Origin of the sequence: Variovorax sp. dw_308, from assembly GCF_019207085.1 — a bacterium.
In the GTDB taxonomy this organism is placed as follows: domain Bacteria; phylum Pseudomonadota; class Gammaproteobacteria; order Burkholderiales; family Burkholderiaceae_C; genus Variovorax.
The window spans coordinates 54,859-77,205 of record NZ_JAATOM010000012.1; the positions used below are offsets into that span (position 1 = coordinate 54,859).

23 protein-coding genes are annotated in these 22,347 nt (G+C 67.7%); 10 read left to right on the top strand and 13 right to left on the bottom strand.

Annotated features, from left to right (window positions below; translation table 11 throughout):
- Positions 1–6 precede the first annotated feature (6 nt).
- On the top strand, positions 7–792 hold the full coding sequence (locus HCU76_RS21980) for a sulfurtransferase (RefSeq protein WP_345944634.1): 786 nt from the start codon (positions 7–9) through the stop codon (positions 790–792).
- 460 nt (positions 793–1,252) lie between these two features.
- Here HCU76_RS21980 and HCU76_RS21985 read toward each other — a convergent pair whose 3' ends face one another.
- The 11 genes from HCU76_RS21985 to HCU76_RS22035 all read right to left on the bottom strand — a co-directional run bounded on the left by HCU76_RS21985 (position 1,253) and on the right by HCU76_RS22035 (position 12,886).
- Positions 1,253–1,627, bottom strand: a complete 375-nt coding sequence (locus HCU76_RS21985) for a hypothetical protein (protein ID WP_218510653.1) — start codon at positions 1,625–1,627, stop codon at positions 1,253–1,255.
- 42 nt (positions 1,628–1,669) lie between these two features.
- Positions 1,670–4,789: an efflux RND transporter permease subunit gene (locus HCU76_RS21990; protein ID WP_218510654.1), complete on the bottom strand. Its 3,120-nt coding sequence runs from the start codon at positions 4,787–4,789 to the stop codon at positions 1,670–1,672.
- Position 4,790: 1 nt separating this feature from the next.
- On the bottom strand, positions 4,791–5,894 hold the full coding sequence (locus tag HCU76_RS21995; protein ID WP_218510655.1) for an efflux RND transporter periplasmic adaptor subunit: 1,104 nt from the start codon (positions 5,892–5,894) through the stop codon (positions 4,791–4,793).
- Positions 5,891–6,445 (bottom strand): hypothetical protein, encoded by a 555-nt coding sequence (locus tag HCU76_RS22000; protein WP_218510656.1) that lies wholly within the window; start codon positions 6,443–6,445, stop codon positions 5,891–5,893. The genes HCU76_RS21995 and HCU76_RS22000 overlap by 4 nt, the downstream gene beginning before the upstream one ends.
- A 40-nt stretch (positions 6,446–6,485) precedes the next feature.
- Positions 6,486–7,748: a TolC family protein gene (locus HCU76_RS22005; RefSeq protein WP_371319877.1), complete on the bottom strand. Its 1,263-nt coding sequence runs from the start codon at positions 7,746–7,748 to the stop codon at positions 6,486–6,488.
- Between the two features lie 178 nt (positions 7,749–7,926).
- Positions 7,927–8,385, bottom strand: coding sequence for a hypothetical protein (locus tag HCU76_RS22010; RefSeq protein WP_218510658.1), 459 nt, complete (start codon positions 8,383–8,385; stop codon positions 7,927–7,929).
- The gene (locus HCU76_RS22015; protein WP_218510659.1) at positions 8,360–9,412 is read right to left on the bottom strand and encodes a DMT family transporter; all 1,053 of its coding nucleotides are present in this window, start codon (positions 9,410–9,412) and stop codon (positions 8,360–8,362) included. The genes HCU76_RS22010 and HCU76_RS22015 overlap by 26 nt, the downstream gene beginning before the upstream one ends.
- Before the next feature lie 51 nt (positions 9,413–9,463).
- Complete coding sequence (locus HCU76_RS22020; protein ID WP_218510660.1) at positions 9,464–10,381, bottom strand: pirin family protein; 918 nt, start codon at positions 10,379–10,381, stop codon at positions 9,464–9,466.
- 238 nt (positions 10,382–10,619) lie between these two features.
- The gene (locus HCU76_RS22025; RefSeq protein WP_218510661.1) at positions 10,620–11,180 is read right to left on the bottom strand and encodes a flavodoxin family protein; all 561 of its coding nucleotides are present in this window, start codon (positions 11,178–11,180) and stop codon (positions 10,620–10,622) included.
- Between the two features lie 440 nt (positions 11,181–11,620).
- Entirely contained in the window at positions 11,621–12,067 is a 447-nt protein-coding gene (locus HCU76_RS22030; RefSeq protein ID WP_213954079.1) for a DoxX family protein, read from the bottom strand.
- Between the two features lie 117 nt (positions 12,068–12,184).
- Positions 12,185–12,886, bottom strand: coding sequence for a pirin family protein (locus HCU76_RS22035; RefSeq protein WP_213954078.1), 702 nt, complete (start codon positions 12,884–12,886; stop codon positions 12,185–12,187).
- Between the two features lie 149 nt (positions 12,887–13,035).
- Here HCU76_RS22035 and HCU76_RS22040 point away from each other — a divergent pair, with 149 nt between their 5' ends.
- From HCU76_RS22040 to HCU76_RS22070, 7 genes are all read left to right on the top strand, one after another.
- Positions 13,036–13,989: a LysR substrate-binding domain-containing protein gene (locus tag HCU76_RS22040; protein ID WP_213954077.1), complete on the top strand. Its 954-nt coding sequence runs from the start codon at positions 13,036–13,038 to the stop codon at positions 13,987–13,989.
- A 69-nt stretch (positions 13,990–14,058) separates the two neighbouring features.
- On the top strand, positions 14,059–15,129 hold the full coding sequence (locus HCU76_RS22045) for an NAD(P)/FAD-dependent oxidoreductase (protein WP_218510662.1): 1,071 nt from the start codon (positions 14,059–14,061) through the stop codon (positions 15,127–15,129).
- Between the two features lie 113 nt (positions 15,130–15,242).
- Positions 15,243–16,142 carry a tRNA glutamyl-Q(34) synthetase GluQRS gene (gene gluQRS / locus HCU76_RS22050; RefSeq protein WP_213954075.1) on the top strand — a complete coding sequence of 300 codons (900 nt, stop codon included), beginning with the start codon at positions 15,243–15,245 and terminating at the stop codon, positions 16,140–16,142.
- On the top strand, positions 16,112–16,885 hold the full coding sequence (gene trmB, locus HCU76_RS22055; protein ID WP_371319878.1) for a tRNA (guanosine(46)-N7)-methyltransferase TrmB: 774 nt from the start codon (positions 16,112–16,114) through the stop codon (positions 16,883–16,885). The genes gluQRS and trmB overlap by 31 nt, the downstream gene beginning before the upstream one ends.
- Positions 16,886–16,909: 24 nt before the next feature.
- A complete protein-coding gene (locus HCU76_RS37245) occupies positions 16,910–17,800 on the top strand; it encodes a DMT family transporter (RefSeq protein WP_371319879.1) in 891 nt (296 codons plus the stop codon).
- Between the two features lie 107 nt (positions 17,801–17,907).
- The gene (locus tag HCU76_RS22065) at positions 17,908–18,378 is read left to right on the top strand and encodes a PaaI family thioesterase (RefSeq protein ID WP_218510663.1); all 471 of its coding nucleotides are present in this window, start codon (positions 17,908–17,910) and stop codon (positions 18,376–18,378) included.
- Entirely contained in the window at positions 18,375–18,866 is a 492-nt protein-coding gene (locus HCU76_RS22070; RefSeq protein ID WP_218510664.1) for a PaaI family thioesterase, read from the top strand. The genes HCU76_RS22065 and HCU76_RS22070 overlap by 4 nt, the downstream gene beginning before the upstream one ends.
- Before the next feature lie 151 nt (positions 18,867–19,017).
- Here the strand turns inward: HCU76_RS22070 and HCU76_RS22075 are convergent, their stop codons facing one another.
- Complete coding sequence (locus HCU76_RS22075; protein ID WP_213954072.1) at positions 19,018–19,419, bottom strand: response regulator; 402 nt, start codon at positions 19,417–19,419, stop codon at positions 19,018–19,020.
- 259 nt (positions 19,420–19,678) lie between these two features.
- On the opposite strand from HCU76_RS22075, the gene HCU76_RS22080 reads away from it, so the two are divergent.
- Positions 19,679–20,716 (top strand): AraC family transcriptional regulator, encoded by a 1,038-nt coding sequence (locus HCU76_RS22080; RefSeq protein WP_213954071.1) that lies wholly within the window; start codon positions 19,679–19,681, stop codon positions 20,714–20,716.
- A 231-nt stretch (positions 20,717–20,947) separates the two neighbouring features.
- Positions 20,948–21,496, top strand: coding sequence for a phosphatase PAP2 family protein (locus HCU76_RS22085; protein WP_213954070.1), 549 nt, complete (start codon positions 20,948–20,950; stop codon positions 21,494–21,496).
- A gap of 33 nt (positions 21,497–21,529) precedes the next feature.
- Here the strand turns inward: HCU76_RS22085 and HCU76_RS22090 are convergent, their stop codons facing one another.
- Positions 21,530–22,162, bottom strand: a complete 633-nt coding sequence (locus HCU76_RS22090) for an OmpA family protein (protein ID WP_256354355.1) — start codon at positions 22,160–22,162, stop codon at positions 21,530–21,532.
- Positions 22,163–22,347: the final 185 nt, after the last annotated feature.

Genomic DNA, 22,347 nt, shown 5'->3' on the forward strand with positions numbered 1-22,347 from the left:
CGCCCCGTGAATGAAATCCTGAACATCGCCGCCTACAAGTTCGTCGCCATCGACGACGGGCACGAACTGCGCGAGCAGTTGCTCTCGCAAGCCCGGGGGCTCGGCCTCATGGGCACCATCCTGCTGGCGCCTGAAGGCATCAACCTCTTCCTGGCCGGGCCGGGCGATGCGGTGCGCGAATTTGTCGCGGCCTTGCGTGCCGCCCCGCGCTTTGCCGACCTCGAAACCAAGGAAAGCTGGTCGGCCGCGCAACCTTTCCGGCGCATGCTGGTCAAGCTCAAGCGCGAGATCATTCGCATGGACCATCCGGCGATCCAGCCCGCCACCGGCCGCGCGCCGGGCGTGGAGGCGCAAACACTCAAGCGCTGGCTCGACCAGGGGCATGACGATGCGGGCAAGCCCGTGGTGCTGCTCGATACGCGCAATGCCTTCGAGGTCGATCACGGGACCTTCGAAGGCGCGATCGATTGGCGCATCGAGAAGTTCACCGAGTTTCCGAGGGCCTTGCTCGACCATCGCGACGAGTTGGCAGGCAAGACCGTCGTGAGCTTCTGCACCGGCGGCATCCGCTGCGAGAAGGCCGCCATCCTGATGCACGAAGCCGGCCTGCCCGACGTACTTCAGCTCGAAGGCGGCATCCTCAAGTACTTCGAGGAAGTTGGCGGCGCGCACTACCGGGGCGAATGCTTCGTCTTTGATGGCCGCCGCACGCTCGACGCCAACCTTGCAGCCAGCGGCCACGCCGCGAGCGCCCGCGCTGCGGAAGACCCGGATATCGCGATCAAGCAATAGTTGCTGCCTTGGCGGCGAGCGTCCCAGTGCGCAGGCCAGGTCGCTCGTCCGCTATTTCAATTTCAGTTTCCCACCGCGATTTCGCGCGACCCGCGACGCATGAATCTTGAGCGGGAGTGTGGGTCGAGTACACATCGGGGCGCGGGCCGAGGGCGGTGGGCATCCCCCTCCGCGAATGCCCCCCGCCTTCGGCTCCTCCCCGGACCCTGGAGCCCGCGGCCCCATGCACCCGATCGCACCGCGCTCGACGCGCCATGCGGCGTTGCTCCTCCTTGTGGGCAGGAGCCCACTGCGTCGTCGCGCCTTGCCTGGCACGCCGATCACGGCACGCTCAGGCACATGCGGCTGCGGTTCCAGGGTCATTTCGCTGCGGGGGACACCCACCGCCGTCGGCGTGATCCCGCCCCAGCCTCCAATCCGCGTCCCGGCTCGCAAGGGCAGTCGGAGGCATCCGAGCTGTTCATTTCAGCGTGAAACGGGCCGTGGACGGCGATGCGCTGGCACCCGTCACGACCGTCACCGCCTTGGTGCCAGGCCCTACCTTGAAGGCGCCCGTCGCCTCGAGCCTGTCGCCCGCGGGCCGCAACTCGACCTCTTGCTTCTCGCTGCCCGACAGCAGGGTGAGTCGGGCACTGGCCTTGGTGATATCGACTGGTTTGCCGTGGTCGCGCAGGTAGAGCCGGATCACATCGGGCTTGGCGACCAGTTCCTGGTCGAGCTGCCTTGTTTCCGCCACCACGCCGCCGTGGCGAGGGGCGTGACCGTGGTCTCCGGCAGCGAATGCCGACGCAGAGACGACGGCGGCGCAGAGGGCAACGAGCAATGAGCGTTTCATGATGAACCTTTGTGTTGAGAAAAATGAATGGGATCGGCACGCTCACAGCGCGCCCGCGTCCTTGTCGTCCAGCAAGCGCTCGGCCGGCTTGCGGCCGAACAGCCAGAACATCGCCGGCGTGAGGAAGGTGTCGAGCAAGGTCGAGCTGATCAGGCCCGCGAAGATCACCACTGCCACCGGATGCAGCACCTCAGTGCCCGGTTGCTCGGCCTCGAACAGCAGCGGCGCCAGCGCAAAAGCCGTGACCAGCGCAGTCATCAGCACCGGCGCCAACCGCTCCAGCGAGCCGCGCAAGACCATCTGCCGGTCGAAGCCCTCGCCTTCGAGGCGCATCAGGTTGATGTAGTGGCTGACCTTCAATATGCCGTTGCGCACCGAGATGCCCGCCAGCGTGATGAAGCCCACCAGCGCCGCCACCGACAGCGGCTGCCCCGAGATCCACAGGCCGACCACCGCCCCCACCAGCGCCAGCGGGATGTTGACCATGATCAGCGCCGACAGCACTGCCGACCTGTAGCGGCCATACAGCACCACGAACATCAGCGCGAGCGACACGAACGACAGCAGCCCGACCAGCCGTGACGCCTCCTCCTGCGCCTCGAACTGCCCGCCCAGCGTGATGAAGTAGCCCTCGGGCAACCGGGCCTGCGCCACCGCGGCGCGGATGTCGGCCACCACCTCCGACAGCGGCCGGCCCTGCGCGTTGGCCGAGAGCACGATGCGCCGCTTGCCGTCGTCGCGGCTGATCTGGTTCGGCCCGTCGCCGTCCTCGATGGTCGCGATCCTCGACAGCGGGATGCGCCCGGTCGGCGTCTCGATGAGGATCTGCCCCAGCCCGTCGACCGATCGCGCCGTTTCGGGCAAGCGCACGACGAGCGCAAAGCGCCGCCCGCCCTCGACGACCTGCGCCACCTTCTCGCCTTCGACCAAGGCTTGCAGCGTGGCCATCACCTGCGGCGCGGGCACGCCGTACTGCGCGGCAGCCGCATAGTCCACGCGCACCTTGATCTGCGGCGCCAGCACCTGTTTCTCGACCTGCAGATCGGCGATACCCGGGATGGTCGCCAGCGTTGCACGCAGCGCGTCGGCCTGCCCCCGCAGCACATCGAGGTCATCGCCGAAGATCTTGATGGCGATCTGCGAGCGCACGCCCGAGAGCATGTGGTCGATCCGGTGCGAGATCGGCTGGCCGATCTCCAGCGCGGCCGGCAGGTTGGCCAGCCGGGCGCGGATATCGGCCTTGATGTCGTCCATGCTGCGCGTCAGCCTGGCCGTCGGCAGCAGGCCCACGTCGAGTTCGCTGACATGCACGCCCTCGGCATGCTCGTCGAGTTCGGCGCGGCCACTGCGCCGGCCCACGTGTGTGACTTCCGGCACCTGCTTGACCAGCACCTCGGCCTGCCGCGCGAGTGCGGCTGTTTCGGCCAGCGTCACGCCGGGGCTCAGGCGCAGCCCGATCAGCAAGGTCCCTTCGTTGAAGGGCGGCAGGAAGGTGGTCGGAAAGAATGGCACCGACGCGCCTGCGGCCAGCACCGCGATGCCGGCCGCGGCCAGCGCGGCCTTCGGCCGGTCGAGCACGCCTTGCAATCCGGCACGGTAGCGCGCCTTCAGCCAGGCCAGCATCTTCGTGTCACCGTGGTCCAGCGACTTCATGCGCGGCAGCAGGTAGTAGCTGAGCACCGGCGTCACGGTGACCGACACGACCAGCGAGGCCAGAGTCGACACGATGAACGCGATGCCGAGCGGCACGAACAGCCGCCCCTCCAGCCCCGGCAAGGCAAACAGCGGGATGAACACCAGCACGATGATCACCGTCGCATAGAGGATGGCCGAGCGCACTTCCATGGTCGCCCGACCGACCAACTCGACGGTGTCCATCGGATGTTCCGGATGTGCGGCACAGTCTTCCTTCAGCCGCCGCAGCACGTTCTCCACGCCGACCACCGCGTCATCGACCAGTCCGCCGATCGCAATCGCCAATCCGCCCAGCGTCATCGTGTTGATCGACAGGCCGAAGTACTTGAAGACCAGCGCCGTGACGAAGATCGACACCGGGATGGCCGTGAGCGCGATCACGGTCGGGCGCAAGGTGCCGAGGAAGAAGAACAGGATCACCGCCACGAACACCGAGGCACCGATCAGCTTGCCTTGCAGCGTGGTGATCGAGGCCTCGATGAAGCTGGCCTGCCGGAAGGTGACGCGCGGCGCCTCCATGCCGGGCGGCAGCGAGGCCTTCATGCCGGTCAGCGCGTCTTCCAGTGCGCGCGTCAGCGCGATGGTGTCGGCGCTCGGCTGCTTCTGGATGCCGAGGATCACGGCGGGCTTGCCTTCGAAGCCTGCGTCGCCGCGCTTGGTGGCCGCCGCGAAGGCCACCTCGGCGATCTGGCGCAGCAGCAAGGGTTGCCCGTCCTTCGTCGAAATCGGCAGGTCCTTCAGGTCGTCGAGGCGCGAGGTTCGCCCGAGGTTGCGGATGAGGTACTCGCGCCCGTTCAGTTCCAGGAAGCCGCCCGAGGTGTTGGACGAAAACCCCTTGAGCGCAGCCTCCAGTTGCGCGTGCGTGATGTCGAGCTCGGCCATGCGCACGGTGTTCGGCTGCACCTGGAACTGCCGCACCTCGCCGCCGATCGGGATGACCTGTGCCACGCCGGGCACCGACAGCAGGCGCGGGCGCAACACCCAGTCGGCGTATTCGCGCACCGCCATCGGGCTGATCTTGGTGGTGTCGACCGGGATCGCGATCTGCATGATCTCGCCCATGATCGAGCTGATCGGCCCCATGCGCGGCGTGACGCCGGCTGCGATGCCCTCCTCCATCGACGCCAGCCGCTCCGACACGAGCTGGCGCGCACGGAAGATGTCGGTGCGCCAGTCGAAGGTCAGGTAGAGGAAGGACAGACCGGCCGACGACACGGAGCGCACCGTCTCCACGCTCGGCAGGCCGTTCATCGTCGTCTCCAGCGGGAAGGTGATGAGCTGCTCCACCTCCTCCGCCGCCATGCCGCCCGCCTCGGTGACGATGGTGACGGTGGGCTTGTTGAGATCGGGGAACACATCCACCGGTGTGCGCGACAGCGTGAAGGCGCCGTAGCCCATCACGACCAGGCTGCCGATGATCACCATCAGCCGGTTGCGCAAGCTGTTGTCGAGTAGCCACTTGAACATCTCAGCGCACCTGGTTGATCAGGGTTGCGCCCTGCGTCGCGACACGGTCGCCAGCGGCAAGGCCAGAGGTGATGGCAACGTCGACGCCATCGAGCGGCTCGACCGTGACGGTGCGCGGCTCGAAGCGCTCGGGCGCGGTCTTGACCCACACGATGGTTTGATTCGCAGGGTTCTTCATTAAGGCGGCCACCGGCACGGCAATGCCCTTGACCTTCTGCCGCGTCTGCACGAACACGCGCACCGGCTGGCCGACTGCCAGCTTCGAGACGCCATCGCCTTGCGCCTTGAAGCCCAGCGGCAACGCCTGCTGGCGCAGGCTGCGTCCCGCGCCGGTGAAGGTGAGCGCAAGCCGTTCGTCGCCGACGGCCAGCGTGGCCCCGGCGATGTCGGCTGCCACGGCGGTGTCGAAGGCCAGTGCCTCGATGCGCATGCGGGATGGGTCGACGACCTCGAAGACGAGTTCACGCGCATCCACGACCTGGCCGGCGACCACATTCGCTGAGGCGATCAGGCCGGTCACCGGCGCGACCAGCGGGTCCCGGTTGCTCAATCCCGCGCCGATGGCTGCGGCACGGGCCGCAAGGCTTGCGGCCTCGCTTTCAACGGCCTCGATGTCCTTGCGCGGCACGGTGTCGGCAAGTTCCTTCAGCCGCGCAACACGCTTGTTCGCCAGCGCCTGGCTCGCCCGCAATTCGGCCAGCAGCGCCGACTGATTCGAGCGCTCGATGGGTGCGGCCGATGGCAGCACCCAGCCCAGGACCTCGCCCTTGCGCACCGGCTGGCCGGCCACCGGCAGGCCCCTGGGGCCGGGCTCGATGCGGCCGGCGACCATCGCCTGCACACGTCCACCGGCGTTGGGGTCCATCAGCACCTTGCCGCTCAGTTCGACTGTGCGCGGCAGTTCGCCGGCTGCGGTCAGGCGTGTGCGCACGCCGAGCTGGCGCTGGGCCAGCTTGGGCAGGAACACGCTTCCATCGGGTTGGCGGTGCGGACCATTGGTGTTCGACGCAGCGGACGCGCCACCGTGGTCATGGCCTTCGCCGGCGTGCGCAGGCGCTAGAAAGAGCGGCAATGCGATGGCCGCGAGCAGAACGAGGCGGTTCATGCGGCACCTCCCGCGCGCCGTTCGCGCGCCGGCCCCATGCGTCGCGCTCCCCGCACCAGCAAGGCCAGTGTCGCCACCCCGCCGAAGGCCCAGCCCGCGATCGCTTTCCAATCGCGTCCGTTTGCAGCGGCGTCCTCATGCGCGTCGGCGTGAATGTCCAGTTCGCCCGCGAGCAGGTCGGACTCGTTGCCAACCCCGACGCCGGCAATGACCGACAACACGCCCGCCCGCGGCTGCGCGGCCAGCGTGGCCTCGAACTCGCCTTCGCCGTGCGGCTCAGCCTTCAACTTGACGCCATCGATCTCGAGGTCGAGCCGGGCATCCTTCACCGGGCTGTTGTCGGCAAAGCGGTCGAGGTACAGCGTCAGGTGCTTGCCGTTCAGCACGCCGACCAGTTCGAAAGTGTCGGAGACGGCGGCAAAGCGCGGCGAGGCCGGGCCGGCGGCGGCGGACGACGCATTGCCGTGGTCATGGCCGTCGCTGGCCGCTGCGGGGCCGGTCGCCAGCAGCATGGCCGCGAGGCTCCATGTGAAGAAGAAATTCGGTGTCATGGGAAAGCTTTCGTATTCGGGGGATGGATGTAGCGATGCGTCATTCGGGCAGCAGGCCCAGCGCCTGGCGCCATTGCGAGATGGCGGCTGCGAGTTCGATGCGTGCGCTCGCGGCCTGGCGCTGTGCTTCGACCGCCTCGGCCTCGATGCGCAGGCGCGTGGGCAAGTCGCTCTCGCCCATGCGGAATGACTTCTCGAAGAAGCCGCGCGATTCGTTCGCCAGCCGGGCGCGCCGTTCGGCAGCCGCCACCAGTGCTCGTGCCGAGCCCACGCGTTGGCGCGATGCCTCGTACTCGGCCGCGAGGCGTTTGCGCTCCAGCGCCAGCTGCGCCTGCAACTCGATAGCTTCGGCCTGGACGCTCGCCGTACGGGCCGATTCGCGGCTGCCCGCGCCAAATGGAATGCGCAGTGCCAGCGTGATGGACGGGTCGTAGCGTTCGTTGCGCAGGTGGCGCTCGCGCGTCGCCGCGATCAGCAACTCGGGGTTGGCACGCGTGCGCACGGCGCTCAATGCAGCATTGCGGTCGGCAACGGCCACACGATGCTGCAGGTCCTGGATCGCAGGGTGCGCGGCGGCGTCGGGGGGCCCTGGATCGTTTGGCGGTTCGGGCTCGGCGGCAAGCTGCGCTGCACCGGCGGGCTGCGTTGCGCTGGATGCGGTCGGCGGGGTTCCGGCCATCGCGACGCGCAATTGCTGCGCAGCGCTCGCACCGGCTGCCTGCGCGCGTGCTGCTGCGGCCTCGGCGGCAGCCACTGCGCCATCGGCCTGGTGCTGGTCGGCACGCGCAAGGTCGCCGGCTTTCACGCGCCGTTCCACATCCGCGGCCAGCAGTCGAGCGTTGGTCAGTTGATCGCGCGCCAGATCGACGTCGACCTGTGCCCGCTGCCATTGCCACCACGCCTCGCGCAGCACGCCGGCCAAGCGCAGCCGGGCCGCGAGCGCGCGGCTCTCGACACCTGCGGCCTCGGCATCCGCAAGCGCACTACTGCTGGAACGCTCACGGGGCAGCCACAGCGGGATGGCCACGCCGACCTCCAGTTCGCGCGCGCCGAGGTCCCGGTTGAACCGGTCGGTCTTGTTCGAGATGGCAAGCGCTGGCGGCTCAGGCGTCCAGGCTTGTGCGGCGTCCTGCCGGGCCCTGGCAGCGTCGTGGCGCAAACGCAATGCTGCTGCTTCGGGTTGGCGCGACCATGCGGCCTCGAAGGCCTGTCGCAGCGTCGTCGCCGCAGGCTCGATCGTGCGCGGTTGCGCGGCAGCGCCAGCCCCGCAAAGGATGGCCAGCGCGATCGCGTGAACGCGCACGAGGCCCAGTAGTCTTCGTTTTCTTCGGTGCATCCGATCCTCCGGTGAAGTTGAAACTCACGAGAGATCGGCGAGGTGCGATCGATAGGATCGCCACGCACGGCATACGCCAGCGCGACGCGCGGCTCAGTGCCGTGCGCGAACGGTGCTCAGGGAATGTGAGGTGCCGCCCCGCCGATCAGGCGAGGCGTGCCCATTTCGGGCGATCGGGCGGAGATGCAGGCGGCGCACGCAGCGCCGCCCGGGACCACGGCGCGGGCTGGCCGGCACCGGCACGATGGCCATCGGAAACAACCAGCAGAAGCATCGCGCCAGGGCTGTGGCAATGGTCGCAGTGGGCTTCGGATGCGCCCGCATTCGAACCACCTTGATCGTCGTCATGGTGCGCGTCCACATGGTGGGCCACATGCGCCGGGCGTTCGATGGGCTCATCGCCGCAATAGGCGGCCGCCGCGCTCCAGCTCGACAGGAGCGGGAGGAGAACCAGCATGAACAGGGAGAGCCAGCGACGCATCGCGGGCGAGTCTAGCAGCGCGATGATTGCCCTTGCCTCGCCCACGGGAGATGTGCGCTCGCTCGAGGGGGTGTGGTCAACAGCAGCCACCCCTTGCTCAATGCGGGTGCCGGTGATGCGCATCGGGGAAATGCGGGTGCGCGTGTTCCAGCGGCTCGTGGCGATGCCAATGCGAGTGACGCGCGCCCTCCTCGATGCCCGGCGGATGCGGATGCTGGTGGTGCGCGTCATGCTCATGCGCGTGCTCGTGTTCCATGGCCTCGTGGACATGGGCGTGCGCGTGGTCCTCGCTCAGGTGCAGCCAGACGCCGATGCCCATCAGGAGGCCGGCCGCCAGCAAGCGCGCATCGACGGCTTCACCCAGCATCGCCACGGCCACCAATGCGCCAAAAAAGGGTGCCACCGAAAAATAGGCGCCGGTTCGCGCGGTGCCCAGGTGCCGCAGGCTCACGACAAACAACGCAAGGCTCAGCCCGTAGGCCAGGAAGCCCAGCGTCATGGCACCGGCCACCAGAGCCGCGGACGGCAGCGCAGCGCCCATCGCGAAGGCCAGCGACAGGTTGACGACGCCGGCAGCGAGGCCCTTGACCGACGCGATCCACATCGCGTCGTTGAGCGAGACCTTCCGGGTCAGGTTGTTGTCGACGGCCCATGCAAGGCAAGCACCCAGCACCAGCAACGCGGGCCATGCATCGCCGAAGCTCGCCTCGCCCGGCCAGCTCAGGACCAAGGCGCCGATCACGATGCACAGCATGCCGAGCGCAATGCGCCGGTCGAAGTTCTCCCGGAAGGCAAACCAGGCAAGCAACGCGGTGAACACGCCTTCGGCATTCAGCAGCAGGGACGCACCGGATGCCGGCAAGCGCGAGAGCCCCAGCATCAACAGGACAGGGCCCACCACGCCACCCGACAGGACCGCGCCTGCCAGCCAAACGCCCTGTCCCTGCGGCAGTTCGACCCGCGGCGCGCGCCGCAGCCTTCGCAGCAACGCGAGGCCGATGCCTGAGCCAAGGTAGAGAAGTCCCGCGAGCATCCACGGACCGACGCCCTCCAGCAGCCGCTTGGCCAGCGGTGTTCCGATGCCGAAGAGCAGTGCGGCCGCCAGTGCTGCCGCAACGCCGGGTTGGTCGATGGTCTCCCTGATCTTCATGAGTGGCTGTCTGCCCGCGTCTGGAATCCTCTTGCAGAGGGAATGACGAAGCTACGTCGGCGTAGTCTTGACGTCCGGCTGCGCGTTGCCGAAGGGATGTTCAGGCAACGGGATGAATTCCGTTTCGCCGGGCACGTGACCCATGCGCTGCGCCTTCCAGTCGGCGCCCGCTTCGAGGATGCGCTCGCGCCGGCTGGATACGAAGTTCCAGGTGATGAAGCGCGGGCCGTCGAGTGGGTCGCCGCCGATCACGACCAGGCGCACCGCCGTTTGCGCTTCCAGCGAGGCGCCGGTGTTGTCGGCCAGCGCGGCCATGGTGTGCTCCGCCACGGGCGCGCCGTCGAGCATGACGTCCCCTTCGACGACGTAGATCGCCATCTCCCGCGCCAGCGCCGGCAGTTCGAACCACTCGCCGGCGGGCAAAGCGATGTCGAGGTACAGCGTCGGCGCGAACGTCTTCACTGGCGAGGTGAGCCCGAAGGCCGTGCCGATCAGCACCCGCACCGGAACGCCCTGCACCACCGTCTCGGGAATGTCCGATGCGGCTGTGTGCTCGAAACTCGGGTCTGTTTCCTCGAAGGCTTGTGGCAGTGCACACCACAGTTGCAGACCGTGGTTCACATAGCTCGCATCGAGCAGCCGCTCGGGCTTGCGTTCGGAATGCACGATGCCACGCCCGGCGGTCATCCAGTTGATGGCGCCCGGCAGGATCTCCTGCACGCTGCCGATGCTGTCGCGATGCATCATCGCGCCCTCGAACAGGTAGGTGACCGTGGCCAGTCCGATGTGCGGATGCGGCCGCACGTCGTGCGCGTTGCCGGGCTGCTCGGTGGCCGGGCCGAAGTGGTCGAAGAAGACGAAGGGTCCGACCGATCGGCGCTTCGCGGCAGGCAGCAGGCGCCTGACCTTGAAGCCGCCGCCGAGGTCCTTGTCGGCGGGTTGCAGCAACTGGAGCGAGTCTGGGTTCATGGCCGCGATCATGCTGGAAACGGGCCTGCGATGCACGTCGCTGCGCCGCAATCAGGGCAGCGGCGACGAAGAAGGTGTGACGATTTCGTAGCGAGGGCGCCGAGGTCGGTTTGAGGAGCGGAACTGCACTCCCGTGCAGTGACAACGAAGTTGCGGCAGAGGCTAACAACTGCGCGAAGCGCTTGCTATGCCGGAGCCAACACCGCAGGCCCGAGATCGGCGGCCGCAGTAGAAAGATTCACACCTTCGGTGCCTGGCGGGTTGCGATGCTGGCCACCCTCTCCCCGAAAGCCCGTGCCGTCTCCAGATCCCCCTTGGACATCTCGCCCGGGCTCGCATCGGTCGGCGAGGTGGTCATCAACCCGCCGTAGCCGCCGACGTAGTTGAGCGACTCGCGCGTGGCGGCCTTGTTGTTGCTCGGCATGAGGCCCTGGCTGATCCACAGGCCGTGGTGCTGCATGGCGAGCGTCCACAGGTAGGTGATGGTCGCGTACTTGTCGCCGTTCATGGCGGCGCTGTTGGTGAAGCCGGCGAAAAGTTTGTCTCGCCAGCCCTGGGCGAACCAGACCTTCGACGAAGCATCGGCAAAGCGCTTGAACTGCCAGCTCGGACCGCCCATGTAGGTGGGCGCGCCCAGGATGATGGCGTCCGCCGCGGCAAGCATCTCCCATCCGCCTGCCGGCAGCTTGCCGTCGCCGTCAATCTGCAGAAGCACCGCGCCGGCGCCGTCCGCCACGGCCTGCGCCACGCGCTGGGTGTGGCCGTAGCCTGAATGAAAAACGACGACGATGTCGGCCATGAATGTCCTTGGCGAAGGGTGACGGGAGCGACGGCATGACGATCGCTTCGTCCATCGCCGTGCAGTGCCGGCGATTCTGCCGTGCCGGCGCCCCCTTCGATTCGCTTCCCCGGGAGGCTGGAAGCTGCGCCGGATCCCGAATTCATGGCCACGCACCGATTTCGGCGACAAGCCGTCGTCAGGGATGCAGGCGAATCCAGGCTGGGCAGGGAATAAGCGCGCCAAAGCCCGCATCCGCGGGCCAGGAAGGATCAGGCTCGGGCAGGGACGGTGGAAGCCCTGTCACTGCACATTGCATGCGCCTGGAATTCAAAGTGGCGGAACGCTCGGCGGGCTCCCGCCGCTCGAGCGGGAGCCTGATATGACTCATCGGCACCGGGCGATCGCGCTGCGCGACGGGGTTGGCCGCCGCCACGCTGTCGCCCGTACCCCACCGCTGCTCAGCGCTTGCCGTCGAAGCTCAACCGCCCTGCCCCGAAACCGGCCAGCGCGATGAGACCACCGGCAATGGCCATGTTCTTGTTGAAGTTGATCGTCTGCATCATCTTCATCGCGTCAGGCGCCGACCAGTACTTGTGGAAGAACAGCGCCGCGGCCACGGTGAACACGGCCATGGCCAGCGCGGTCAGGCGCGTCTTGAAGCCCAGCAGCAGCGCGATGCCGAGGCCGACCTCCACGAAGATGGCGATGGCCGCGCCGACTTCCGGCAGTGGCAAGCCCGCCGAAGCGACGTAGCCGACGGTGCCCGTGAAGTTCATGAGCTTGCCGATGCCGGCCGGGATGAACAGGTACGCGATCAGGATGCGGCCGATGAGCGCCGTGATGTCCTGGAACGAATTGGTCGAGACGCCCGAAGAAAAGGTCGAGGTGGTGGAAGCTGAGGCCATGACTGACTCCTTGGTTGAGAAAAACAAATGGGTACCGTGCTGCGGGACCGGGCGGGCCGACCGCGGCTGTGATGCGTGGGATGAAGCGCCGCGACCTGCGCGGCGCCTGTAGGTGAACTACGGATTCAGGTCGAAGACCAGGACTTCCGCGTCCTTGCCGCCGGAGAGCGTGAGCGTCGACTCGCCTTCGAGCATGGCGGCGTCGCCGGTGCCCAGCTTCTGGCCGTTCACTTCAAGCTCGCCGCGCACCAGGTGCACGTAGTTCTTGCGCTTCGGGTCCAGCGCCAGCGTGGCTTGCTCGTCGCCGTCGATGAGGCCGGCGAACAGCTTCGCGTCGGCATTCACCTTGACGGAGCCATCGGCGCCATCGGGCGATGCGACCAGGCGAAGCTTGCCGCGCTTTTCGGCCACGTCGAAATTCTTCTGCTCATAGTCGGGCGCGATGCCGCGCACGTTGGGCTCGATCCAGATCTGCAGGAAGTGCGTGGTCTGGTCGGTCTTGTGGTTGAACTCGCTGTGCTGGACGCCGCGCCCCGCGCTCATGCGCTGCACGTCGCCGGGCGGGATCGACTTCACGTTGCCCATGCTGTCCTTGTGGGCCAGTTCGCCCGACAGCACGTAGCTGATGATCTCCATGTCCTTGTGGCCGTGGGTGCCGAAACCGGCGCCACCTGCCACGCGGTCTTCGTTGATCACGCGCAGGTTGCCGAAGCCCATGTGGGCCGGATCGTAGTAGCCAGCGAACGAGAAACTGTGGAATGAACGCAGCCAGCCATGGTCGGCATAACCGCGGTCTTGTGATTTACGGACTTGCAACATCGTTGAACTCCTGAGGCCCAAATGGCCTTCTCTTCGAATGCCGCGCCGGATGCGCAGCGGATGTGAAGAACTTTAGGGCGTGCAATCCTCCGCACCAGCGCGCGGTTTTGATGGCACCATTCAAATAATTTGAACGAATGACCCGCCAAATGCCTTCACCGCGCGATGTCCTGACCCCCGACGCCCTGGCGATGCTGCAGACGGTGGCGGCCACCGGCAGCTTTGCCGCCGCCGCGCGATCGTTGAACCTGGTGCCCAGCGCTCTGAGCTACCGTGTGCGGCAGATCGAGGATGCGCTGGACGTGCTGCTGTTCGACCGCAGCGCGCGCCAGGCCCGCTTGACCGAGGCCGGCGCGGAGCTGCTGCGCGAGACCGATCGCCTGCTGGCCGACATCGACGCGGTCGCCAACCGCGTGAAGCGCGTGGCCACGGGTTGGGAGCCGCAACTGACCATTGCGCTGGACAGCGTGATCGCGCGCGACCCAGTGCTGGACCTCGTCGGCGCTTTCTATGCGCTCGAACCGCCGACGCGATTGAAGCTGCGCAACGAGACCCTGCTCGGCACCATCGAGGCGCTCAGCGTGGGCGAGGCGGACCTGGCGATCGGCACGGTGCTCGATGCATCGAGCCTGGCTTTCACCGCGACCGGCATCCGCACGCGGCCGCTCGGCGAGTTGCGTTTTGTCTTCGCCGTCGCGCCGCACCATCCGCTTGCGCGCCTGACCGGGCCGCTCAGCGACGCGGTCATGCGGCAGCATCGCGCGGTCGCGGTGGCGGACTCCTCGCGCGCCGGTCCGAGCATGACGGTCAACCTGGCCGGCGGACAAGACCGGCTGACCGTGCCGACGATGCACACCAAGCTGTCGGCGCAATTGCATGGCCTCGGTGGCGGCTTCCTGCCAGAGCCGATGGCGCGTCCCTTCATCGAGGCCGGCCACCTGGTCGAGTGCCAGACCGAGCGCGTGATGCCGGTCGGCCAGATGCACGTCGCATGGCGCGCCCCCTCGGCGGGCAAGCCCGGACGCGCGCTGGAATGGTGGCTCGCGCAGTTTGAACACGAAGGTACGCGTCGCGCATTGCTGGAACGCCACAGGGGGCGTTGATGCCCGCGCGAGGTAGAGTCGGAGAAGGTGTGAACGAACCCGAACACGTCGCAAAGAAAGAGACTCGTCATGAAAGTACGCCCTCCCGCCGACCGCCATCGACCCACCGCCGCCAGGCATTTCGCCATCGTTGGTGCGGGCATCGCGGGCATCACCGCAGCCCGCACGCTGGTGCAGGCCGGCCACCGCGTGACGGTGTTCGAGCGCAATTCCGGCGCGGGCGGCCGCATGGCCAGCGAGGCGACGCAGTTCGGCCGCTTCGACAGCGGCGCGCAGTACTTCACCATCCGCGATGACCGCTTCGCGCTGGCGCTGCAGACCGTGCATCCGCTGTGCAAGCCGTGGAGCGCCAACCTCATCCGCGTGCTCGATGCGCATGGCCGCGTGGCCGAGGCCGCATTGCCCTCGCTGGAGCCGCATTGGGTCGCACAACCGGGGATGGACGCCCTGGTCGCCACGTGGGCGCGACCGCTCGGCGACGCGCTGGTGACCGATACCGAAGTGACCGGCATCGAACGCGATGCGCTCAATCCCGCACGCTGGCAGCTGCGCACCACTGGCGCGGGCGACAGCTCCCATGTGTACTCTGATTTCGACAGCGTCCTCGTCACCGTGCCGGCAGGCCTCGCGCGCACGCTGCTCGCCAACAGCAAGGTGCCGGACACGCTCGGCAAGAAGATCGAGCATGTGCGCATCGCGCCCTGCTGGACGCTGATGATCGCGTTCCCGCAGGCCAACCAGCCGACCATGTCGCACCTCGGCCCGCAATGGAACGCCGCGCGCAGCAACCACCACCGCGTGGCCTGGCTGGCGCGCGAATCGTCCAAGCCCGGCCGCGACCCGATCGAGCGCTGGACGCTGCAGGCCAGCCCCGCCTGGTCGCAGGAACACATCCGCGACGATGCCCAGCGCGTCGAAGCCAAGCTGCTGCGCGCCTTCTCGGAAATCACCGGCATCCTGGCCACGCCGAGCTATTCGCAGGCCCGCTGCTGGCCCGAGGCGCAGACGCTGGCGCCGGCGGGCGCGTCCCACTTCTGGGATGCCGAGGCGCAGATCGGGCTGGCCGGCGACTGGTGCACCGGGCATCGGGTCGAGGACGGATTCCTGTCGGGCCTCTCGCTTGCGCTGGATGTGATCTAAGGCTCACGCCCAGGCTCCGCGCACGGCGTGCGCCTTCCCCCCAAGGGAACGCCAATCGCCCGGCAAGGCCCGTTTCACGCTGTTCGCGGACTGGGTGCCCACAGACTCCGGCAATGCCCGCGATTCCTTCCGGTCGATTCGCCCCATCGCCCACCGGCCCGCTGCACGCAGGCTCGCTGGTCGCCGCGCTGGCAAGCTGGCTCGACGTGCGCGCACGCGGACCGCAGGCGGAATGGCTGGTGCGGATCGAAGATGCCGACACCGAACGCTGCCTGCCCGGCATGGGCGACGTCATCCTGCAGCAACTCGCGGCCTGCGGACTGGCGCCGGATGAACCCCCGGGGTGGCAGACGCAGCGCGTCGCGCTCTACCAGCAGGCGCTGGACACTTTGCAATCGCTGGACCGGGCCTATCCCTGCGCCTGCTCGCGCAAGGACATCGAGCATGCGCTGACGCGGCTGGGCCTCGTGCACCACCGACACGGCGAGCGCGTCTACCCCGGCACCTGCAGGGACGGATTGCGTGGCAAGCCCGCACGCGCGTGGCGCTTCCGCGTGCCGCCCGGCGATGTTCAATGGGTCGACCGCCGGCTCGGCGCGCAGCACCAGGACGTTGGCGCGGAGGTCGGCGACTTCATCCTCAAGCGTGCCGACGGCCCCTGGGCCTACCAGCTCGCGGTCGTCGTCGACGATGCGGCGCAGGGCATCACCGACGTCGTGCGCGGCGAAGACCTGGCCGACAACACGGCCCGCCAGATCCTGCTGCAACGCGCGCTCGGCCTGCCGACGCCCAGCTACCTGCACACGCCGCTGGTGCTCGCGGCGGACGGCCAGAAGCTCTCCAAGCAGAACGGCGCACAGCCGCTGGATACCGGCACACCCGCTGCCGCACTGACGGCTCTCAAGGCCGCCGCCGTCGCGCTCGGCCTCCCCGCCGGCAGCGCGGCCACCCTCCCCGAGGCGCTAGCCGCATGGGTGCCCGCATGGCGCGATCTCTACAATCCGGCCCCGTGAGCCAAGCCCCTTCCACCCCCCACGACCTCCCGCCCGCCACCCCTCCGGGCCAAGACGACAAGCCGCATCCCCTGCACCGCCGACTCAAGAGCTTCGTCAAACGCGGCGGCCGCACCACCGAAGGCCAGGCCAAGGCCTACGAGGACTTCGGGCCGCAGTTCCTCCTGCCCTACCAGCAGGCGCCGCTCGACTTCGACGCCGCCTTCGGCCGACATGCGCCGACGGTGTTGGAGATCGGCTTCGGCATGGGCGAGGCAACGGCGCACATCGCCACGGTGCTGCCCGGAACGAACTTCCTGGCCTGCGAAGTGCATGAACCCGGCGTCGGCAAGCTGCTCAAGCGCTGCGGCGAACAGGGCATCGGCAACATCCGCATCGTGGCCCATGACGCAGTCGAGGTGCTCGACCACATGATCCGGCCCGGCACGCTCGCCGGCGTGCATGTGTTCTTCCCGGACCCGTGGCACAAGAAGCGCCACAACAAGCGCCGCCTGCTGCAGACGCCCTTCGTGCACAAGCTGGCCGAACACCTGGCGCCCGGCGGCTACCTGCATTGCGCCACCGACTGGCAGCCCTATGCCGAACAGATGCTCGAAGTGCTCGGCGCCGAACCGCTGCTGCGCAACACCGCGAACGACTACGCACCCAAGCCCGACTACCGGCCGCTGACCAAGTTCGAGAACCGCGGGCTCAAGCTCGGCCACGGCGTCTGGGACCTGGTGTTCGTAAAGCCGAGGGAATGAAGATGCATCTGCAGGCCGCCCGTCGTGGGTGAGCTCGCAGGCGTGCTCGCGGCTATGCTGTCGAGCGGCCTCGGCGGCACGGCGATCGGCGCCACGCGCTACCTGATCGGGCTGACCGATCCGCTCACGCTGGGCGCCTTTCGCTTCGGAATCGGCGTCGCGCTGCTGCTGCCGGTGGCGCTGCTGCGGCGCGAGCGTTGGCCCGGTGCGCGCGACTGGCCCGCGGTCGCCGCGCTGGGCCTGTTGTTCTTCGCGCTCTTTCCGGTGCTGTTCAATGCCTCGCTGATCCACACCACGGCTGCACGCGGCGCGCTGGCGCTGTCGACGCTGCCGCTGCTGACCATGCTGATCGCGGCGCTGTTCGGCGTCGAACGGCTCACGCGGCGCAAGTCCGCGGGGGTGTTGATCGCCATGAGCGGCGTTGCGCTGGCGCTGCTGGCAGGTCTTGCCAACGCGCCGGCGGGCGCCTGGCGCGGCGACCTGCTGATGGTGGCCGCAGCGCTCTGCATGGCGCTCTACAGCGTGAGCGCGAGGCCGCTGATGGCACGCTCCGGGCCAGTCGCATTCACCGCCTTCGCCATGGGCGTGGGTGCGCTGTGCCTCAGCGCCATCTCGGCCTGGCGCGGCGGCTTTGCCTCGGTGGCGAAGCTTGGCGCGGCGCAGCGGTGGGCCTTGCTCTACCTCGGCGTCTTTGGCGGCGCTGTCGTCTTCATCCTCTGGGCCTATGCGCTGGAACGCACCACGCCCACGCGCGTGGCCGTGTCGATCACGGTCAACCCCATCATGGCCGCGCTGGTCGGCGCATGGTTGCTGCGCGAACCGATCGGCTGGAACCTCGTCGCCGGCCTCTTCGCCGTCTTCCTCGGCATCTGGATCGCGACGACGCGCGGACGCGCCACGCCGGGACAAGCCTGACGCCTGCTTTCACGCGGCCACCCCGATGCTTCCTTGCAAAAGTGGCGACAGGCCCTGCTCCGGTTGCATGACATCATCAGCGAAGCCTTCAACAGCCCCCAGGAAACATGACATCGCAAGAGACAAGCAGCGCAGACGCCAAGGCCCGCGAATTTGGCGAGCTATTTGCCCGCCGCATACCGCATGGCCTCGACATCGGCATGCAAGTCGAGGACGCGGGCGCGGACGGCAAGACGCGGGTGCGCCTCGCGCCACGGCCCCACTTGTCGGGCGACAACGGCGGCGCGTTCTTCTTTCCCGGCGTGCTGTTCAGCCTGGCCGACTCGGCCTGCGGGCTGGCGGTGATGCGGGCGCTGGAGCGCGTCGTTCCCATTGCCACGCTCGACATGCGCATCGACCACCTCGCACCGGCCACGATGGATGCCGAACTGTGCGCGCAAGCCGAGTGCTACCGCATGACCCGCACAGTGGCCTTCACCCGATGCGAAGTCATCGCCGGACCTGCGTCGAAGCTCGTGGCCGTCGTGATGGGCACCTTCATGCTCTCGTCGAGCACGCCGCGTGGGAGCCGCGCATGACGAAGGAGCTCGATCCCGGCGAAGTCGGCGCGCAAACCCTGCGCGACAGGACGGCTGCGGCACTGGAGGCCGCGCCCTATTGCCGTTATCTCGGCATCCGTCTGGCGCCGGGCGCGCCAGGCGGGGAGTTGACGTTCCACATGCCCTTCGATGCACGGTGGATCGGCAACGCATCCCTGCCCGCGATCCACGGCGGCGTGCTGGCCACGTTCATGCAGGCCGCTGCCCTGACGGCCACCAGCGCCGCGCTGAGCAACCTGATGCCGCCCAAGCTGGTCGATTTCTCGCTCGACTACCTCAGTTCCGCGGGCGCGGCGGACCTCTATGCGCAATGCGAGATGCACCGCGTCGGCCGGCGCATCGCCGCCGTCGGCATCCGCTGCTGGCAACGCAGTGCGGAGGAACCCGTAGCGCTGGGACGCGCGCATGTGTACGTGGCGCACTCGGCGTCCGACGCCTCGCTGCGGGCGGCGGACCAGAAGGACTAGCGGCCTCTCACCGCCAATTCGCGAGTGCCTGCCACGCCAGCGGAGGCTGGGCAAGGCGAATCCGTTCGGGAGCACCTCCGGACCCGGATCTGCCGGGCCGCCGGGTGCGCCCCCTTCGAGGGTGGCGCCGCTGGCGCCACGGGAGTGGGTGTCAATCCCCCCGGGGTGACGGCGTCCGCATCCGATCCGGCAGACCCAGCGCGCGATTGATCTTGACGATCAGCCCGGGGACGTCGATGGGCTTGGTGTCGACGTCATTGCAGCCCGCGTCGAGCGCACGTTCGCTCTCCTCGGGCACGCCCTGGGTGGTCAACGCGATGATCGGGATCGACAGCGTTCCCGGGTCCGCCTTCAGGCGGCGCGCGGCCTCCCAGCCATCGATCACCGGCAGGCTGCAGTCCATGAGGATGAGGTCGGGTGACTCCATGCGCGCCCGCTCGATGGCCACCGCGCCGTCGCCGGCCACGGCGATCTCGAAGCCCTGCCGCACCAGCCGGCGCGAGAGCGCGTCACGTTCCGCGTCGTTGTCCTCGACGATCAGGATGCGCGGCATGGGCCTCCCGCGCAGGCGTCAGGGGCCCGGCATGCGGGCGCGCCGGCCTCGCGCGCGGGTCGACCTCGATGACAACGCCCTTGAGTCATACAGAAAGTAATACTTGTGTTTATATGCAGACACAGATTAAGCTTTCCACGGGGAGCAAGACTGTCCGCAGCCGCCAATCCACTCGCTTTTCGCGCCAAGCGTGAATGAGGTTCGCGGCCGGATTATTCGATCAAGGCCTGTCGTCGTGGCGTCCTGCGCTCCTCTGCCGTTGAACATCCTCCATGGCCTGCAAAAAGCCGGCATCGATCTCGCCGAAGCTGCGGCAAGCGCCCACCTCACCGTCGAGGACCTGAAGAAGTCACTGGGCGAAGAACAGGCCGACCGCTTCTTTACCGCCGCTTACGAATCCCTCGGCGATCCTGCCGCTGGCCTGGCCATCGGAATGCAGATGCGGCCCGAGCTCTTCGGCGTGGTCGGCTTCTCGGTCATGACCTGCCCGAATTTCGGTGCAGCGCTGGCGCGCATCGTCCGCTACACGGCGCTCGCATCGGCCTGCAACGTGGAACTCGTGCAGGACGCGCGGGAGATCGAGGTGCGCATGCACTGCGCCGGGCCGCAGCGAAGCTACAGCCGTTGTCGCATGGACATCCAGATGGGTGCGCTCCTCAGCTTCGGGCGTCTCTTCACCGGACAGCCGATCACGCCGCTGCGCCTCGCCTTGCGCGGCGAGCACCCTCCCTACCATGCCCGGTATGCCGAAGTGTTCTCCTGCCCTGCCCTGTTTGAGCAACCGCACGATGCCATCGTGTTCCGCCGCGCCGATCTCGATCTGCCGCTGGTCGGCGCCAATCCGCAGGTCACGGCCTTGTTCGACGATGCGGCCGAACGCGACCTGCTTGCCTGGCGCATGCCTCGCAGCATGACGAAGGCCGTGCGCGACGCGCTGCGCGAGATGTTGCGCGGCGAGCTACCCACCATCGAGCAGGTGGCCAGCAGGCTGTGCGTCAGCGAGCGCACGCTGCAGCGGCGGCTGGCGCGGGAGGGCGCACAGTTCACAGCCTTGCTGGACGAGGTGCGGCTGGAGATGGCGCGGCACCACCTGGCAGCCGGCCGCGCCAGCCTGACCGAGATCGCCTACTTGCTGGGATTCGTCGATCCCAACTCCTTCTTCCGCTCCTTCAAGCGCTGGACCGGCCAGACGCCCGACGTCTACCGCAGCGGCGCAGCACTTCCATCGTTGCCGTTGCCGCCGGGCGCCCACGCGTCGGGCAGTGCGTGGCCGGCGCCGTCGGCCGGATCCGTGTAGCACGGCAGCGCGCCTGGCGCATACACCGCCGCGATCCGCGATCCGCATTGCGACAGCTCCGCTAGACTGCGCCGGTGTATTTGCCGCTTTGACATTCGCGAGCGCTACCTGATCGATTCCTGAACGTATGGTTCATGCTGCAGTCACGCGCAAGCGATAGCCTGCCAGCTTGCAATCCGTCAGACCTCCTGGGCTGCGTCCTGCCCCTGCGGCAGCGAGGTGTCCCGCCCAATGAACCTCCTCAATCACCAACTCTTCCAGTGGATCGGCGCCGGCTTCTCGCCCAACGCCGCCCTGCTTTGGCTGGCCACGCAATTGGCTGTCGGCACGTCCTGGATGATGGCGGGCGCGGTTGCCTTCGCGGCTTGGCGGCGCCCCGCAGACCGTCCCTACATCCTTGCGGCGTGCCTGATGGCCGTGTGCGCGGGCATGCTGGCCCATGAGATCGCAGCCACGCTGAAGCACCCGAGGCCGTTCATGATCGGGCTGAGCCCGCCCTGGATCGCCCACGGCGGCCGCGGCTCGCTGCCCAGCACCCACGCGAGTGTGATGTTCACCGTGGCGCTGTGCTTCCTGTACCGACCGCAATTGCGCGTGTTTGGCGCAATCCTGGCCGCGCTGGCACTTCTGACGGGCTGGGCACGCGTCTATGTTGGCGTTCATTTCCCCCTGGACGTTGCAGCCGGCCTGCTTCTCGGCGCCACGATGGCAGCCGGCCCGGCTTTGGCCAGCCAATGGCTGAAACGTCTCCAGGTGCCGCGGCCTACGCTCCCTGCCTGACACCCATCTCGTAGAAGCCGGGCTTGATCGCCGCTACTGGGCGACCAGTTCGACGCGCTGGTTTCTTGCACGGCCTCTGCTGCTCTGGTTCGACACCATCGGTGAGAGGCTGCCCATTCCGTTGGCCGTCAAGCGGTTGCGCTCGATTCCGTAATCCACCACCAATGCGACGCAGATCGCGTGCGCTTGCCGCTTGCTGATCTCGCGGTTGCCGGCCAAGGCCCCGATGTTGTCCGTGTGCCCCACGACATGCAGCCGGAGACCGGGCCGCAGTTTCATGAGCTTGCCGATCTGATCGAGCGCAGGCTTGCTGGAGGGGTCGAGGTGGTCCCGGTCGTTGAACATGACGCCACCGATCACCACCTTGCCATTGACATCGAGGCTTCGGCCCAACTCCGCAGCGCTGAAGACCTGCCCTGACGGGCCGGGCATTGGCTCTTGTCCCGGCATCGGCGGACGCATGTGCTGCGCACCGTCGCGCCGGTCCACTGGCACATGGATCTCGTCGTTGCCAGCGTCGTCCCGAAGAATCAGCACCTGGGCAGGCGGCAGACGCCTGCTGTCTTCGCTGGCCACGAGCTGAGCGTCGGCGGACGACGTGCGGTAGACCAGCAGCAAATAGGCGAATGCGAACCCGGCAACCGGGCGGCTGACGACACGAGACATGGTTTTCACGTGGCTCCCTGAAACGAATAAAACGGATTGTCACCCAGACAATCAGAAATTCAATTCGTCTCCAGGAGCTTCTTGCCATAACCCCTTGATCGCCGATCGCAACGCCATTTCATGCTATTACTTTCGTAGCAAAAAATGTGCTTTGGACCCGTTGATCAAACCCGAAGCAGCGCAGG

What these genes read in the sequence shown, in the direction of transcription:
- HCU76_RS21985 (WP_218510653.1), bottom strand. Translation starts at nt 1,627, where the DNA reads ATGAAACGCTCATTGCTCGTTGCCCTCTGCGCCGCCGTCGTCTCTGCG.
- HCU76_RS21990 (WP_218510654.1), bottom strand. Translation starts at nt 4,789, where the DNA reads ATGTTCAAGTGGCTACTCGACAACAGCTTGCGCAACCGGCTGATGGTG.
- HCU76_RS21995 (WP_218510655.1), bottom strand. Translation starts at nt 5,894, where the DNA reads ATGAACCGCCTCGTTCTGCTCGCGGCCATCGCATTGCCGCTCTTTCTA.
- HCU76_RS22000 (WP_218510656.1), bottom strand. Translation starts at nt 6,445, where the DNA reads ATGACACCGAATTTCTTCTTCACATGGAGCCTCGCGGCCATGCTGCTG.
- HCU76_RS22010 (WP_218510658.1), bottom strand. Translation starts at nt 8,385, where the DNA reads ATGCGCATCACCGGCACCCGCATTGAGCAAGGGGTGGCTGCTGTTGAC.
- HCU76_RS22015 (WP_218510659.1), bottom strand. Translation starts at nt 9,412, where the DNA reads ATGAAGATCAGGGAGACCATCGACCAACCCGGCGTTGCGGCAGCACTG.
- HCU76_RS22020 (WP_218510660.1), bottom strand. Translation starts at nt 10,381, where the DNA reads ATGAACCCAGACTCGCTCCAGTTGCTGCAACCCGCCGACAAGGACCTC.
- HCU76_RS22025 (WP_218510661.1), bottom strand. Translation starts at nt 11,180, where the DNA reads ATGGCCGACATCGTCGTCGTTTTTCATTCAGGCTACGGCCACACCCAG.
- HCU76_RS22030 (WP_213954079.1), bottom strand. Translation starts at nt 12,067, where the DNA reads ATGGCCTCAGCTTCCACCACCTCGACCTTTTCTTCGGGCGTCTCGACC.
- HCU76_RS22035 (WP_213954078.1), bottom strand. Translation starts at nt 12,886, where the DNA reads ATGTTGCAAGTCCGTAAATCACAAGACCGCGGTTATGCCGACCATGGC.
- HCU76_RS22040 (WP_213954077.1), top strand. Translation starts at nt 13,036, where the DNA reads ATGCCTTCACCGCGCGATGTCCTGACCCCCGACGCCCTGGCGATGCTG.
- HCU76_RS22045 (WP_218510662.1), top strand. Translation starts at nt 14,059, where the DNA reads ATGAAAGTACGCCCTCCCGCCGACCGCCATCGACCCACCGCCGCCAGG.
- gluQRS (WP_213954075.1), top strand. Translation starts at nt 15,243, where the DNA reads ATGCCCGCGATTCCTTCCGGTCGATTCGCCCCATCGCCCACCGGCCCG.
- trmB (WP_371319878.1), top strand. Translation starts at nt 16,112, where the DNA reads ATGGCGCGATCTCTACAATCCGGCCCCGTGAGCCAAGCCCCTTCCACC.
- HCU76_RS22065 (WP_218510663.1), top strand. Translation starts at nt 17,908, where the DNA reads ATGACATCGCAAGAGACAAGCAGCGCAGACGCCAAGGCCCGCGAATTT.
- HCU76_RS22070 (WP_218510664.1), top strand. Translation starts at nt 18,375, where the DNA reads ATGACGAAGGAGCTCGATCCCGGCGAAGTCGGCGCGCAAACCCTGCGC.
- HCU76_RS22075 (WP_213954072.1), bottom strand. Translation starts at nt 19,419, where the DNA reads ATGCCGCGCATCCTGATCGTCGAGGACAACGACGCGGAACGTGACGCG.
- HCU76_RS22085 (WP_213954070.1), top strand. Translation starts at nt 20,948, where the DNA reads ATGAACCTCCTCAATCACCAACTCTTCCAGTGGATCGGCGCCGGCTTC.
- HCU76_RS22090 (WP_256354355.1), bottom strand. Translation starts at nt 22,162, where the DNA reads ATGTCTCGTGTCGTCAGCCGCCCGGTTGCCGGGTTCGCATTCGCCTAT.